General features: G+C 56.9%; 15 protein-coding genes. 10 read left to right on the forward strand and 5 right to left on the reverse strand.

Translation table 11 applies throughout. The annotated features are described in order from the left end of the window. The 4 genes from tnpB to DTW90_RS14340 form a co-directional block, all read right to left on the reverse strand. A partial coding sequence (gene tnpB, locus DTW90_RS14325; RefSeq protein ID WP_149339144.1) for an IS66 family insertion sequence element accessory protein TnpB occupies positions 1–225 on the reverse strand: 225 nt, incomplete at its 3' end. Then, the gene (locus tag DTW90_RS14330) at positions 222–584 is read right to left on the reverse strand and encodes a transposase (protein ID WP_132528677.1); all 363 of its coding nucleotides are present in this window, start codon (positions 582–584) and stop codon (positions 222–224) included. The genes DTW90_RS14330 and tnpB, both read right to left, overlap by 4 nt. A 212-nt stretch (positions 585–796) precedes the next feature. Beyond that, positions 797–2,296 carry a hypothetical protein gene (locus DTW90_RS14335; RefSeq protein ID WP_149339146.1) on the reverse strand — a complete coding sequence of 500 codons (1,500 nt, stop codon included), beginning with the start codon at positions 2,294–2,296 and terminating at the stop codon, positions 797–799. Next, on the reverse strand, positions 2,293–4,188 hold the full coding sequence (locus tag DTW90_RS14340; RefSeq protein WP_188079949.1) for an N-6 DNA methylase: 1,896 nt from the start codon (positions 4,186–4,188) through the stop codon (positions 2,293–2,295). Before DTW90_RS14340 ends, DTW90_RS14335 begins: the two co-directional genes overlap by 4 nt. Positions 4,189–4,429: 241 nt before the next feature. Here DTW90_RS14340 and DTW90_RS14345 point away from each other — a divergent pair, with 241 nt between their 5' ends. Continuing rightward, a complete protein-coding gene (locus DTW90_RS14345; protein WP_149339150.1) occupies positions 4,430–5,020 on the forward strand; it encodes a hypothetical protein in 591 nt (196 codons plus the stop codon). Positions 5,021–5,215: 195 nt separating this feature from the next. Here DTW90_RS14345 and DTW90_RS14350 read toward each other — a convergent pair whose 3' ends face one another. Beyond that, positions 5,216–5,713 carry a hypothetical protein gene (locus DTW90_RS14350; RefSeq protein WP_149339152.1) on the reverse strand — a complete coding sequence of 166 codons (498 nt, stop codon included), beginning with the start codon at positions 5,711–5,713 and terminating at the stop codon, positions 5,216–5,218. A 324-nt stretch (positions 5,714–6,037) separates the two neighbouring features. On the opposite strand from DTW90_RS14350, the gene DTW90_RS14355 reads away from it, so the two are divergent. The 9 genes from DTW90_RS14355 to DTW90_RS14395 all read left to right on the forward strand — a co-directional run bounded on the left by DTW90_RS14355 (position 6,038) and on the right by DTW90_RS14395 (position 14,996). Next, entirely contained in the window at positions 6,038–6,556 is a 519-nt protein-coding gene (locus DTW90_RS14355; protein WP_149339154.1) for a hypothetical protein, read from the forward strand. Further along, entirely contained in the window at positions 6,553–7,326 is a 774-nt protein-coding gene (locus tag DTW90_RS14360; RefSeq protein ID WP_149339156.1) for a hypothetical protein, read from the forward strand. The genes DTW90_RS14355 and DTW90_RS14360 overlap by 4 nt, the downstream gene beginning before the upstream one ends. Positions 7,327–7,627: 301 nt before the next feature. Beyond that, positions 7,628–7,765 (forward strand): phage tail assembly chaperone, encoded by a 138-nt coding sequence (locus tag DTW90_RS14365; RefSeq protein ID WP_149339158.1) that lies wholly within the window; start codon positions 7,628–7,630, stop codon positions 7,763–7,765. Between the two features lie 140 nt (positions 7,766–7,905). Next, positions 7,906–8,484 carry a phage tail tape measure protein gene (locus tag DTW90_RS14370; RefSeq protein ID WP_149339160.1) on the forward strand — a complete coding sequence of 193 codons (579 nt, stop codon included), beginning with the start codon at positions 7,906–7,908 and terminating at the stop codon, positions 8,482–8,484. A 10-nt stretch (positions 8,485–8,494) separates the two neighbouring features. Next, positions 8,495–9,136 carry a TIGR02217 family protein gene (locus tag DTW90_RS14375; RefSeq protein ID WP_149339162.1) on the forward strand — a complete coding sequence of 214 codons (642 nt, stop codon included), beginning with the start codon at positions 8,495–8,497 and terminating at the stop codon, positions 9,134–9,136. Continuing rightward, positions 9,133–10,023 (forward strand): DUF2163 domain-containing protein, encoded by an 891-nt coding sequence (locus DTW90_RS14380; protein ID WP_149339164.1) that lies wholly within the window; start codon positions 9,133–9,135, stop codon positions 10,021–10,023. The genes DTW90_RS14375 and DTW90_RS14380 overlap by 4 nt, the downstream gene beginning before the upstream one ends. Further along, a complete protein-coding gene (locus DTW90_RS14385; RefSeq protein ID WP_149339166.1) occupies positions 10,020–10,457 on the forward strand; it encodes an NlpC/P60 family protein in 438 nt (145 codons plus the stop codon). Before DTW90_RS14380 ends, DTW90_RS14385 begins: the two co-directional genes overlap by 4 nt. A gap of 111 nt (positions 10,458–10,568) precedes the next feature. Beyond that, entirely contained in the window at positions 10,569–10,991 is a 423-nt protein-coding gene (locus DTW90_RS14390) for a protein-tyrosine phosphatase family protein (RefSeq protein WP_149339168.1), read from the forward strand. A gap of 159 nt (positions 10,992–11,150) precedes the next feature. Further along, positions 11,151–14,996, forward strand: a complete 3,846-nt coding sequence (locus tag DTW90_RS14395) for a glycoside hydrolase/phage tail family protein (protein ID WP_149339170.1) — start codon at positions 11,151–11,153, stop codon at positions 14,994–14,996. Positions 14,997–15,000 lie beyond the last annotated feature (4 nt).

Genomic DNA, 15,000 nt, shown 5'->3' on the forward strand with positions numbered 1-15,000 from the left:
GTATCCGCGCTCCAAAATCTTGTAGAACAGGCAGAACCCCTGGCCGTCCCACCAGAGAAGCTTGATCCGGTCAGCGCGCTTTCCGCGGAAGCCGAAGATCGCGCCCGAGCCCGGCGCCTCCTTCACGACCGTTTCGACCAGCGCCGATAGGCCATCGATGCCACGCCGCATATCGGTCACTCCGCAGGCCAGATAGACCCGTACATTCCCCGATGGCCCGATCATGCCGCCTCCACGCAAGCGACGAGTGGGCCAAGCAGTTTCAACTCAACGTCAACCGGAACCTTCAAGCTCCGACCGTTTCGAAGCAAGATCTCGACGATCGCCGGCCTCGTTGCTGCGGTGGACGGCTGGCTTACGCCAACCTCCTCGGTGACTTCCACCGGGAGGAACACCGTCGGCCGATCGGCATAGCTGAATGATTGCCGCCACAAGCGGATCTGGCCCGGATGAATGTCGTGCCGGCGCGCCACATCGCCAATGCGAGCACCGGGCTCATCAGCTTCCGCAAGTATCCTCAGCTTCGTCTCGTCCGACCAACGCCGTCTGCGCTCGGTACCGGACATGATCTCTATGCGAGCCATGAAACCTCTTTGTTCTGGTATTAATGTCAGCACTAACGCTGGTTCTAATGCCAGAACATCGCCTGATTTACCCGATCAGCAAAAACAGCTCACCGGACGCTCACAGTTCAGTGTCGCGAGTACACAGAACGATTATCTGATGAGCTGTGTCGTTGCCGGCGCCACCATCCTGCTGCGGGCCTGGTCAGCCACAATATCGTTCAGCATGTCGATCAGGCTTCTGCTGCGATGCCAAAAAGCTCCTCACATATCTTAGCGAGCTCAACTCTTGATTGAACGCGCCCTTTGCAGACCTCAGAGACGTATGCTCCGATCGCCTCTCGCACACCAGCATCCCGCGGGACTGGTAGTATTACCTCTCGAAGTCGATGGCCCAGGGTATCAATAACATCCCTCGTGAACTGCTTATTTCGCATCTGTTTGCGTACAATTGGAATATTGAGCAAAGCGTAGCACAAAGCTGACGATAGTAATTGTGGTTGTGGGAAACTGAGCTTGTTTATGCCTCCACAGAACAACAGCGGCAAATCTGCCTGATCTACCATCACTGATGAACCGACGAGATAAGTGCCATCTCGGACGAGAAGAATATCGCCTTGCTGGGCATTCTGCGATTCTTCGAATTGCTCCCAAACGGTCTCACTTATGCCGTGCTTCGCATCAGTTTTAAGTTCATAGGTCCCAAGATCAGAGGTTCTAACGAATGGAATCTTTCCGGATCCGTAAGCGAGTCTTCCGATCTCATCGCCGGTGCTAAGTGATATTAAGTCCCTATCAATCAGTTCCTGGATCGTCAGCAAGTCGCATGAAGTGCTGAGCGTTCGCAGATGAGCGTTGATCGTAGGATCATAGTATTTTGGTATTAGTATATTATCTGAAATCTCCTCGGCTTTGCATTCGAAAGATATGCTTGAGCTGCGACCGCCGAGAAACGTCGGTCGGCCAGCGTAAGCCTGAGGATTAGGTCGCCATTTGGAAGCGGCATGAACTGCGATCATCGTATCTGATGCTGCAAATGCCGCTTCGAGAGTCGATAGAAAATGAGATAGCTGCTCCCTTAGCTCGGCACGCCCTTCGACAGCCCTTTTCACCCGATCCGCAATTCGATCGTGATACTCCGAAGAGCGAGGTATGGGGATCACTATCTCTTCCAATCGGCCGACGACCGAATCGATTATGTCTGCTGAAAACTGCTTTGCCCGTATCTGCCTCTGGACAATCGGAGAGCTAAAAGCGGCAAGTAAATACCAACTCGAAAACGATCCTCCCTCGGGCACTCTAAATTTGGCGAGGTGATGTTGATACAAAATCGGACCGTCAAAGTGCGTGACCATTGCACTTGAGCCGATCAAATAGGTTCCCTCATGAACGAACAGAATGTCGCCAGGTCTGACATCTTGGTCTGCTGAATAAACAGCAAATACGTCTTCAGAAACGCCATGCTTTGGCGAAGACTTTAATTCCCAATTCGCGAAGTCGCTGGTTCGAACATATGGATAAGGCCCTGTGCCATAATGCATTTTCGGCACGTAACTGCCATGCGTATGCTGGACAGCTCCGCTGCTCACTAGCTCCTTCAATGTCACGAGATCGAAGCCTGATAGATCTTCAAGATCGCCGGCTATTCTCGGATCATAGTAGCGAGGGATGAAAATGTTATTGACAATCTGATCCGTGGGGACCGTAAAGCCAGTCTGTACTTCACGTCTCATTTGAAAGGATTACCCATAATACGCTTGAATTCACTTGACACGTTGGGGATATCGTCAAGGAGTTCTTCTCTTCCATCGGGGTGAATTCTCACGGTAGGGTTGCCGCGCGAGTCATGTCCGCACCACTCGACTACGCTCATGAAAGTCTTATCGTCTTTTCTTGGCGGACTGTTATGGACGAACAGCACGGCTGTTTTTGCGTGCGTATGAGGCTGAAATAATTCGTCGGGCATTGATACGACACCCACAATGCGCACTCGCTCCCGCAAAAACTGAACGATATGCGTGTAAGTTGGCATTCCGAGCACGCTCTCGGGAAGAACGATACCCATTCGACCGCCCGGCTTGAGTAATTGAAGGCATCGCTCGATAAACAGTATTTGAGGTGGCTGCTTGTCGTGCAATTTGTCTGTCCAAACAAACTTGCCGGTATCTTTGTCTCGCTTCGCCTTGAATCCTAGGGTGAATTGCCTCAGCGTGTCCACTCCTTTGATCGGTATCTTTGCTCCAAATGGCGGGTTCGTTAGCACTACATCAAACGTTCCCAGCTTAACCGTTTCACGTAGCAGGGGAGGCCATTCACCTGGGGGATGCAAGGAACTCGCGCAATGGACACCGCCGCGTCCATCTCCAAGGATTGCCATGTAGGCCTTGGCAACCTTCGCTAGAAAGGTATCCTTCTCAATCCCCCGAAAATATCGCGCACCCACATGCCTTTGTTCTTCGCGTATTCTTTCGGGAGAGAACTTTCGCTTGGTGCCTGAGGCGTCGAGTACCTTCCACACATGGTCGAGAGCTGTGACAAGAAAGCCTCCCGTGCCACAAGCAGGATCGATTACCAACTCCTCTGGTTGGGGATCAACAATGTCGACGATCATTTTCACAACGTTGCGGGGCGTAAAAAACTGACCTTCCTCTCCACGAAGTGCTGGACCCATGAATACTTCGAAGGCGTCGCCAACGGCGTCTCTTTCCGACTCGGTGATGCAATACGGCTGTAACTCCCCGACGACGTATGCGAGCGACTTTTCATCTAACTCGATCGTTTCAGTTGGGTCGAAAACGTCATTGAAGCGAGTTTTAACGCTTGAGAAGAGATCAAGAACTCTATCTCTGACAGTGCGGGCAGCTTCATCCACGCCGGCACGGAACTCAACTAGCTCATCTGGCCCTTTGGTTGTTTCGTCATAAATCTTGCAAAAAAGGACATTTATAATCTGATGGGCGAGGCGAATATCGTGAGTGATACCTACAGTATTGCCAGCAAGGTGATGACGAATATCCCGGAAAACGGCCTTTAGACTTGCGCTCTTTTCCAGATCAGATCTCTTGTATAGTCCAATATCCTCGACCCTCTGGCCAAATCTTGGAAGGGTTGGAAGGTCTTTGAATATTACCTTTCCGTTGTCATAGTATTTGTGAATATAAAGGTGCGACTTTCCGTTAAACCATACGCCAATATAAGCGTCAGAAAGAGTAAGATACATCTCCAATTGTTTTCTTCCGGTCTTTTCAGACTCGGACTTGCACTCGACGATCATAATGCAATCATTCTCCAGGCGACTCTCGCTGGAAAATACAGCAATGTCTACCGGATAAGACTTTTTGACATCGGAAGGCCGACGGCTCACTCTGAACTGTGGACGCGTAATGATGTAGCTTTTTGGGTAGCCAAAATCCTCCACCAGGCGACGAGAGAACACCTGCGTGGCTTGAACTTCCTCCGGTGTCGCACGAACCTGTAGTCCGCTTATGAAGTCTTTGAGGTACCCAGTTGCCACCGCCCCCGCTTCGTCGACCAGTGCTTCATCCATCTCGGCTTCATTTTGCGGTCCGAGGACTTCCGCGTCGTCTGTGACTGCGCGGTCGGCTTTGTTGGATTTCTTATTCACTGAACCCGCCATGTAGATAGAGCCCCATCATTTCAATGCTTTCCCCGACTGGGGTTACACTGTTCGATGAGTCGATGGAAGATCAGCGGTCTCGCCAAAGCTTGTAGAAGCCGTCTCACGACGGTCGTACATGCATCTAGCATTGCCATAAATCTAAGCAGGCACCTTAAAGTGCGACACAGACCTTTAACCGTGCTGGATGTAATCGGATCGACGCAACAGTCCCTATGGAGAGTGGTCAATGCTCAGCATTCCGGCAGCCGCGGCAGGAGCCGTATTCGCTTCACTGATCGCAGGCACGGTCTCTCTTATTGGATTAATTATTTCCAAGGAGCAAAAGATATCGGAGTTTAGGCAGAACTGGATAGACGAATTACGGAACGACATCGCGAATTTGATTGCTAGGATCAATTCCTTGCACGGTTCAAGTCGTGTACCGTGGAAAGACGTGAAAGACGCCTGGGCTGATACGAAGGACGATCTGTTGGGGTTGAACGACGTAACGGGAAAGATTCGGCTTCGCCTAAATCCCGAGGAACACACATCAAAGCGGATATTGGACACCATAGAGGAAATTGAGGCATTTTTCTTCCGAAATGGGAACGGCGGTTCGGTAGGCGATCCGAGTGCCCTAAATGTGCTCCAGAAGCGTCTAGTCGTCGAAACCAATGCTGTTTTGAAAGCAGAATGGAAACGCGTAAAGAGCGGCGAACCGATCTATCGCATCGCGAGGCTGTCGGCTTTGGCTGTGATTTCATCGATCGTGGCGTGCTCGATCGCTGTGCTCGGGTACACCACACTCGTAAGTGGGAGTTATCTGTTTTCTAGGTGAGCCAAGGCTTATCCACGAGCTTGGCGCATATCGGGCGCAGCCCCGTCTGAATTAGAATAAAACCTATAACCACCGCCGCAGATCATACGCTCGAATCCTGGTGCCTGCGGTTTCAGTTCATTGAGTGAATCGATTTCCCAGCCTTCGCTTGCCCTCTCGGCGTCGACCACAATCGCAACGGCTGATGCTCTGCTGTCAGCCCTCCGGCGGAAGGTCGTCGTCATTAACGCTCTTCTCCAGGCGAAAGCCTGTTATATCAGCCCGGCCGCGGTGAAGCTTCGCGCCATGAAGTACAGCGAATCTTATCTTGTCCGCCGTCAACATGGTCAGTAGATTTGGCAATATATCCGATGGTAGCGAAAATAACCCATCCATATGACTGCGATAAAGGCTAATCGTACCCACGTACGCTCTGACCTGCCGGTCCCATTGATCACGGTTGTAGGCGTCATTGGGAAGGAATGTGAGGCGCACCGTCTCCACCTTCGTCTGTGAGGGCCGCAGCAGTTTCCCTATCAGATGCAGGTGCCGGTACTCGTTATAGAGTTCGTGCCGATCCTTCATGTGGTTAGAACTGAACGAATAACTCCATTCCCAGTCGTTGATCGCGATTACATAATAGACGTGTTCTTCCCGAGCCTTTCGGCGCTGAAGCTTGCGTTTCACAATCCGGATCGGTTTTGTTTCCGCCATGATATCGTGCTTAATATAACGGGCCTAAGTCGAAGCCATTTTAGACGATTAAGTTTTCGCATACTTTGCAGGTGGCTTGATACTTTGGCGAGGCGTGTTCACTGGCCTTAGAATAATAAAATCCGAGTTCCGGCGACCCGCCAATCGTAGATTTCTTGGGTCTCATTCTAGACCCTGAATTGTGGTTGTACTATACTACACTTGCGCTTACCGCGCGCTCTTCAGTTGATCGGAATTGGGCTTTTCGACTCGGCTATTTCCGATCTGCCACTGCTCCGAAAGTACGTCGTCGTAAATGTTCGCTTGGGGAGGATCTGCCGTCGGATGGAACCAGAGGATCAAAAACCCAACGACGATCCAGTCTCAAAGAAGTCCGCGGCAATCACCACCCCGTCTGCAGCGGAGACTGGGTCGGAGCAAGCGTGCGATGAAAAAACATCAGATGGACAAGACGAATCTGACGGAAAGGCAAAAAAAGGTAAAGAGCTTCTTTCAAAATTGAACGAATATAAAGAAATCATAAGCATTATAGTCTTTTTCATCGGCGGTTGTATTTGGATTTATTCGACGTTTGCAACAAAAGTATATGTTGCCCGCATCCAATGCTTCCTGGGGGCCACAATACAGCGAGTGGATAACGAGGAGCAATCGCGTGTATTTCAAAGTGATATAATTGATCTCAACATAAGATTAGCGCGATTACAAAAAGACCCTGCAACTGCGGACATAATTGTCGATATTGAAACGGGAAAGCAGCAAGTGGCAGACCTCGCGAAGAAGAAGTCGCTTGCTGACGAGACGGCTAAAAAGGCCACTGATGCAGTTGAGGAGTGCAGCAAATGAAAATGCGTCCTCTGCTGGCGATCTTGGCGAGTGTGTTCATGCTCACCACTGCGGCGGTCGGAAATGACGGATTTGTTGATCAATTCTGCAACCCAATCAGGGACTGCACGCCGAATCGGGATTGCACAGCCCCTTCCTTTCAGCCAGTCACCCGAAACTGCTACGTTTGTTTGCTTAAAAATCCTTTGACCGGGAGCTGTATTCAGCGAGGAAACGATCCTGCCTGTGAGGCCGCCAAGGCAAGTCAGAATGCTGCAATGGAAGCGGCCGGCGTGGCCCAAAAGGCGCAATGCGAGGCGTCTAAGGCGAGCGAAAAGCTATCGTGTGAGATAGCAAAGAGCAAAGCTGTCGCTGAATGCAAAGCACTGAAAGGTGAGCCTGGCGAAAATAACTACCAGAAGTTACTTTTGCTGCCGACGCCTCAAACACCATTGCCGGCGCCTGTGGTTAGCGTGCTCACGACACACGATACTTATCAAGAACAATTTCTCAAATCCCTGACTGTTTCAGTTCTCGAAAATAGTGACCTTGTCCCTCAGCCGTTTAGTAATGCACCGGCATTTACCGTGGGAAGTCGGATTTTCCTCCTGCCGGGGACAGATGAAGGGAAAATCTCTCTACGTGATTGGATTATGGCGATCGAATATGCCAGGTTATTTTCGGAATATGGGTTTGCCGGGATGACGCAAGCTCTTACAAATGATGCGGCAGCTATCATCGGACTGGCCGACGCAAAGGCCACGAGGCTCTGTGCTGATTTGGCATGCTAAATCAGCGCACCTTATACCTGCGAGATCCGATTACTCCGGAGCTTTAGGGATCGAAAGGCGTAGCAATCGCGTTGCGATGCCCTGTTTCGTCCTTGCGGCACGCCACTTCGCCACCGCTCCAAAACAAAGTCGGGCTCCCAAGCTCATCTATGCGATATTCTCGCCACGAGCCGACCCGGATCGCCCACGGGTTACACTAGGATATTCAATAGGTCCGGATGTGTAGTTAGGCATGATTAAAATATAATAAGTGATTGATATTAAAGAGCAAATTTCGGTTAAAAATGGCCGGGAAGAGCGGATGCGGCTTCCGCCTGAGACTTTCTGGGCGATGACCCCGATCGAATTCCACACCATGGCCGGCGGATTGTCGCCGAGGGCTGCGAGGCTCGATCGGCAGGTATTGCGGGCGATGATGGAGCGGTTTCCGGATCGGTAGCGTTGTGCGGCGCCCCTCATCCGCCTGCCTTTCCTCCCTCGCGAACGTTGCATGGGGCACGTCTCCTCTCCCCGCATGCGGGGAGAGGGCCAGGGTGGGGGGCGGCGCGAAATAACATCGGCCACATCTGGAGACACACCATGCCCACCGAAGACACCGACCTTTCCGCCACCACGGAACAGGCGGATACGCTCAAGCAAACCCTCGACGATCTCGACAGCCGTTCCCGCTCCTTCGGCTCTGCGCTGGCGAGCGCGCTGACCTCTGCGACGACAGGCGGCAAGAGCCTCGATACCGTCCTGCAAAGCCTCGGAAATCGCCTGACGGATATAGCGCTCTCGGCAGGGCTGAAACCGCTCGAAACGGCAATCGGCAGCGGCGTGACGAGCCTTACAAGCGGCATCGGCAATCTCTTCACCTTCGCCAAGGGCGGCGTGCCGGGGCGGGTGACGGCTTTTGCCGACGGCGGGGTAGTCTCCTCGCCGACCTATTTCCCGATGGGTGGCGATCTCGGCCTGATGGGCGAGGCGGGAACCGAAGCCGTCCTGCCATTGAGGCGCGGCTCGGACGGTTCGCTCGGTGTCGCGACATCAGGCGGCGGATCGCAGCAGATCGTCTTCAACGTCTCGACGCCGGATGCGCAGAGCTTCCAGAAGAGCGAAGCGCAGATCTCGGCCATGCTGGCGCGCACGGCGATGCGCGGCCAGCGCAATCTCTGAGGAGACATCCATGGCATCAGGGTTTCACGAGGTCCGTTTTCCCCTGCGCCTGTCGCTGGCGACATCGGGCGGCCCGATCAGGCGTACCGATATCGTCAATCTGTCCAATGGCCGGGAGAGCCGCAACAGCCGCTGGCGGGACGCTCGTCGCAGCTATGATGCCGGTTCGGGCATCCGCTCGGTCGCCGATCTCTACGACGTCCTGGAATTTTTCGAGGCGCGCAGCGGCGAACTCTATGGCTTTCGTTTCCGCGATCCGGTCGATTTCGCCTCCGGCCGCCCCGGCGCGCCAGTGACGGCGCTGGATCAGGTGATCGGGACGGGCGATGGAGCAACCACGGGCTTCCAGCTTGCGAAAACCTATGGCGACGCCGATGGGCGCGCCGTGCGCACAATCGCAAAGCCGGTTGCCAGTTCCGTGATCGTCGCAGTCAATGGCGTGATCCAGCCGGCGGCCAATGTCGCCTGCGATCCGTCAACGGGGATCGTCACCTTCCAGCCAATCGCTATCCCACCGGCTGGCCACACCATCACCGCCGGTTTCGAATTCGATGTCCCCGTGCGCTTCGCTATCGACCGCATCGATATCAACCTCTCGGCCTTTAATGCCGGTCGTATCCCGTCCATTCCCTTGATGGAGATCATCCCTTGAGAGCGATCGATCCCGATCTGGCCGCACATCTTTCCGGTGATGCGACGACGCTCTGTCATTGCTGGCGCGTCTTGCGTCGCGACGGCGCTGTACTCGGCTTCACTGAACATGACCATGACCTCAGCTTCGTCGGCACGCAGTTCCTGGCCGCAAGCGGCTTTTCCGCCAGCGACGGTGAGGAAGAGGCGGGATTGCCGGCCGCGACCAGCAATGTCGCCGGAGGCTTCTCTCATGATGCGATCACCGAGGCGGATCTGAACGCCGGGCTTTACGATGGCGCACGCGTCGAGGTCTATCTCGTCAACTGGGCGGCGCCGGACCAGCATTTGCTGCTCAAGGTGCAGGAGATCGGCGAAGTGACGCGGCAGACCGGCCAGTTCCAGGCCGAGCTGCGCAGCTTTGCGGCAAGGCTTTCCGAGCCGCAGGGGCGCATCTATGCCAGGCGCTGCAACGCGGTCCTCGGCGATGCTAGATGCGGCATCGATCTGAACTTGCCGCAGTATCGGGCCGAAGGCGCCGTCGCGGCGGTGCTCGACACGACGCGGCTTGTTCTGTCAGGCACAGGCGACGTCGCGGCTGACTTCTTCGCGCATGGCAAGCTGACCTTCGTTGAGGGCGCGAATGCGGGGCTTTCCGCGGATATCGATAGTCATTCAGCGACATCCGCCGGACTGCAGGTAACGCTCTGGCTGCCGCTGGACACCATGCCTGATGTCGGCGACCGCATCGTACTGATCGCCGGCTGCGACAAGGCCTTTGCGACCTGCCGCGCGAAATTCGCCAACCCTCAGAATTTCCGCGGTTTTCCCCACATGCCCGGCGCCGATTTCGCCTACACCTATGCCGACGGCATCAGCCTCCATGACGGGAGTCCGTTGTTTCCATGAGCGAGCATATTCAGGCACAGGTACTCTCGATCGCCGAGAGCTGGATCGGCACGCCCTATCGCCATCAGGGCTCCACCAAGGGGGTCGGTTGCGATTGCCTCGGCCTTGTCAGGGGCATCTGGCGCGAACTCTATGGTCGCGAGCCGGAGCTGCCCGGTCCTTATGCCCGCGACTGGGCGGAACGGAGCGGGGAGGAGCGGCTGATGAACGCCGCGATCCGTCATTTCGGGCCACCGATCCCGATAAGCGAAGGCACGCCGGGCGATCTCGTGCTGTTCCGCTGGCGGCCGGATTGTGCCGCCAAGCATGCCGGCATCCTCTGCGGCGGGCGGCATTTCATTCACGCCTACGAACAGGCAACCGTCGTCCGCTCCGCTCTCGTGCCCTCCTGGCGACGACGCATTGCCGGCACCTTCCTGTTTCCGGATCGATGAAAAGCCAGGTTTGGTTGCGTCTTGCAAAGGTCGGGGGCACCAGGTTTAATCGGACAAGTGCACTCAGAACTCTATTGGATCGAGGCTGCTGGCCCATACAAACTTGCCATTATGGCGAGGCCGCGAGCAGGTGACTGGCTGGAAGACGAGGTCGCGCATTGGAAGCGTTCAGGCGTGGAGATCGTCATCAGCCTGTTGGAACGTGACGAGGTGGGCGATCTCGGGCTGGGCATGGAGGCAGCGCTCTGCGAGAACAACGGCATTGAATTTCTGTCGTTCCCCATTCCCGATCGAGGTGTACCCGACGATGTCAGATTTGCCATGCGTTTCGCGACAGAGGTGGCGGGCAAAAGCAAGACGGTCGCCATTCATTGTCGAGCCGGGATCGGTCGATCTTCTGTCATGGCCGCCGCCATATTGATTGCCAGGGGCGTCATTCCCTCTGCAGCGCTATCGGCAATCGAAAAGGCGAGAGGTTTGCCAATCCCAGACACCGATGCTCAACGGGATTGGGTCATGAAGCTTCCGACGTAGGTCGGCGCGGTCTATTCACCGATATGCCGGCCCGTGCGGCACGCGCTGTTTCAGCGCTCGATCGCTCCAATTTAGTGCAATTTTAAAGAGCATTTTCAAGCCGACCGTCTGTCGGCGCGAACTATTCGCGCGTGAACGCGCCGTTTTTCAGGAGCCCCAATGGCAACCATTCTCTTTGCGGCGGCCGGCGCAACGCTCGGCGGCGTGCTCGGTCCTGTCGGCGCGATCATCGGCCAGGCTGCAGGAGCTCTTGCCGGCAGCGTTCTGGATAAGACGCTGATCAACGGCAGCCAAACGATATCGGGCGCGCGGCTTTCGACTGCGCGCATTCCGGGCGCCGATGAAGGCACGGGCATCAGCCGTCTCTATGGCAGCGCGCGCCTCGGCGGCACGCTGATCTGGGCGACGCGCTTCGAGGAAGAGGTGTCGACGGAGCGTACCGGCGGCAAGGCGACCGGCCCCAAGGTCGAGACCTTCCATTATTTCGCCAATGTCGCGATCGGTCTCTGCGAAGGGCCGATCGCCTGCATCCGCCGTGTCTGGGCCGATGGCAAGGAGATCGATCTCACCGAAATCGAGATGCGGGTTTACACTGGCAGCGAAACGCAATTGCCGGACCCGCTGATCGAGGCGAAGCAGGGGGCGGGGGATGCGCCGGCCTATCGCGGCCTTGCCTATGTCGTCTTCGATCATTTGCCGCTCGACCCCTATGGCAATCGTATTCCGCTCTTCCAGTTCGAGGTCGTGCGTCCGATCGGCCGGCTCGAGAACCAGCTCCGTGCGGTAACCCTCATCCCCGGCTCGACGGAACATGGCTACGCCACCACTGATGTGACCGAGAAGACCGGCGCCGGCAGCGCCCGGGTCATGAACCGCAACGTGCTGACGGCCTCCACGGATTGGCAGGCCTCGCTGGATGAACTCACCGCCCTTTGCCCCAATCTCGAAAGCGTGGCGCTCGTCGTCGCCTGGTTCGGAACCGATCTGCGCGCCGGCAACTGTCGCATCGCGCCAGGTATCGAGACCAATGCGCGCGATAGCGAAAGCAGTCCTTGGTCGGTGTCCGGCATTTTGCGCGCCGATGCCCATCTGATCAGCCTCAGCGATGGCGGGCCTGCCTATGGCGGCACACCAGACGACCTCAGCGTATTTCAGGCGATTGCGGACCTTAAGGCGCGCGGGCTGAAAGTCTGCCTCTATCCCTTCCTGATGATGGATATCCCGGCCGGTAACGGGCTGCCGGATCCCAATGGTGGCGCTGGACAGGCCACCTATCCCTGGCGAGGGCGAATCACCTGTTTCCCCGCGATTGGTCAGCCCGGCACGGCCGACCGCACCAGCGCTGCCGGCGCGCAGATCGCGGCCTTCTGTGGCAGCGCGTCAGCCGGCGATTTCTCCGTGAACGGGCAATCCATCGCCTATCACGGCGTCGATGAAGGCTATCGGCGATTGGTGCTGCACTATGCCCATCTGGCCGCAGCCGCCGGCGGGGTCGATGGCTTCATCATCGGCTCCGAACTGCGCGGGTTGACGCAACTGCGCGATAGCAGCGGCAGCTTTCCGTTCGTACAGGCACTTGCGACCCTGGCGGCCGATATCAAGGCAGTGGTCGGGCCGAGGACAAAACTGACCTACGGCGCCGACTGGAGCGAATATTTCGGCTATCACCCCGCCGATGGCAGTGGCGACGTCTATTTCAATCTCGATCCGCTCTGGGCCTCGCCTGATATCGATGCCATCGGCATCGACAACTACATGCCGCTGGCCGACTGGCGCGACGACGATCTCTCGGCGCTCAATCCCGACGGCTTCCAGATGCCGGAAGATCTCGCGGCCATGGATGCGGGTATCACCAGCGGCGAGGGCTTCGACTGGTATTATGCGAGCGATGCGGACCGCTTCGATCGCAAGAGATCTGTTATTTCCGATGGTCTGGCGGGCAAGCCCTGGACGTTCCGCTACAAGGATATCGAAAGCTGGTGGTCCAATCCACATCACGAGCGCACAGGCGGCACCGAACATGCCGCTACGACGGCGTGGTCACCGCGCAGCAAACCTATCTGGTTCACCGAGCTCGGCTGCCCTGCCATCGACAAGGGCGCCAACCAGCCGAATGTCTTCCTCGATCCGAAGTCCGTAGAGTCGGCCGCACCCTATTTCTCCAACCGCATGCGCGCCGACAGCATGCAGCGCCGTTTCCTCGAAGCGCATCATGACCATTGGAGCAGCGCTCCTGCACCCTCGGGCATGGTCGATCCCGACCACATATTCGTCTGGACCTGGGATGCACGGCCCTATCCCGCCTTTCCGCTTGATACGTCGATCTGGAGCGATGGCGGCAATTGGCGTACTGGCCATTGGCTGAACGGCAGGCTCGGCTCCGGAACGCTGGCCGATATTATCGCGGCAATCCTGCGGGATCAGAATTTTACCGATTTCGACGTCTCGGAGGTTACTGGCGATCTGACCGGCTACGTCCAGGGCGACGTCACCTCCGCCCGCAGCCTGATCGATCCGCTGCTGGAGGTTTTCCAGATCGACGTGATAGAGGATGGCAGCGTATTGCGCTTCCGCTCGCGCACACGCGCCAGCCTGCCAGCCATTCCGATTGCGACGGTTGCCGATATCGACAATCAGCCGCTCTGGCAGGAGGTCCGTGGCCACGACAGCGATTATGCCGCAGACGCGATCGTCACCTTCTTCGATCCCGACGCGGATTATGAGCAATCGAGCGTCAGATCGCGCCGGGCGCCGTCCTCATCCAATCGCACCCTGCGCTATGACCTCGGCGCAACCATGCCGGAGGAAGCCGCGCTGGCGGCGGCTGAGGCTCTGCTGCGCGACAACCGCATCTCGCGCCGCTCGCTGACACTTTCCCTTGCGCCGACCGAGATCGCCGTTCAACCCGGCGATGTACTTGATATTGAGGATGGGCCGGATGGCCGCTTTCTTGTGACCCGCATCGAGGATGGCACGTCACGCAAGATTGAGGCGCGTGAGTTCGCGCCGCTTGCCGGCGGCGTCGCCGTCGAGAGCAGCCGATCCGGCCGGAATTCCTCCGGCATCGCTTCCAGCCTGTTTGCCCCGATCGTCGAGCTCATGGACCTGTCGCAATTTTCAAGCGGCGATGCCTCGAGCTTTGCCCGCGGGGCGGTCTATGCGAAACCGTGGCGAACCACGATGCTTTCCGCTTCTCCATCATCGGAGGGCTATGCAACGCGGGTTCTCCTCGACAAGCCGGCGAAGATCGGCAGCTTGGTCGCGCCCGTTGTTGCGGGTGTGAGCGGTCGTTTCGACTGGTCACAGCCGCTCCTCCTTGATCTGCCCTTCGATGGGCTGAGTTCACTGCCCGAGCTTTCGGTCCTGAACGGCGGCAATCTCTTCGCTTTGCAGACGATGAGCGGCACCTGGGAGATCGGCGCCTTTCTGAACGCGGAAGAGATTGCCGCCAATCGATGGCAGCTCACGGGCCTGCTGCGCGGGCTCGCCGGCACCGAAGACGCGATGGTATCAGGCGCTGAAGCGGGCGCGACGATTGTCTTTCTCGACGATGCAGTCCAGCCGCTTGGGCTTGCCAGCGAGGAAATGGGCCTTGCCCTCAACTGGATCGCCGAAGCGGCCGGCGCAAAGGGCATGGCAGGTCCCTTCGCCTTCGAAGGCGGGCTGCGCGCGCAAACGCCTTTGTCTCCCGTTCATATCACGGCTAGCCGCGACGATAGTGGCGCGACAGCGATCAGCTGGATCAGGCGCGGCCGGATCGACGCCGACAACTGGATCCCGCCGGATATCCCGCTCGATGAGCCGACGGAGCGTTACCAGCTGCAGATCATACGAAACGGCGCGGTCATCCGGCAGGTCGAGGTGACGCAGCCGACATGGCTTTATTCCGCGGCCGATGAGCTCGCCGATTTCGGCGCGAAACAATCTCGACTTCAGGTGATCGTCGCCCAGATGGGCCAGCGCGTGCCGCTTGGCATCCCGGCGGTTGCGATCGTCACCCCCTAGCTTC

Origin of the sequence: Neorhizobium sp. P12A (assembly GCF_008365395.1) — a bacterium.
Lineage (GTDB): Bacteria > Pseudomonadota > Alphaproteobacteria > Rhizobiales > Rhizobiaceae > Rhizobium.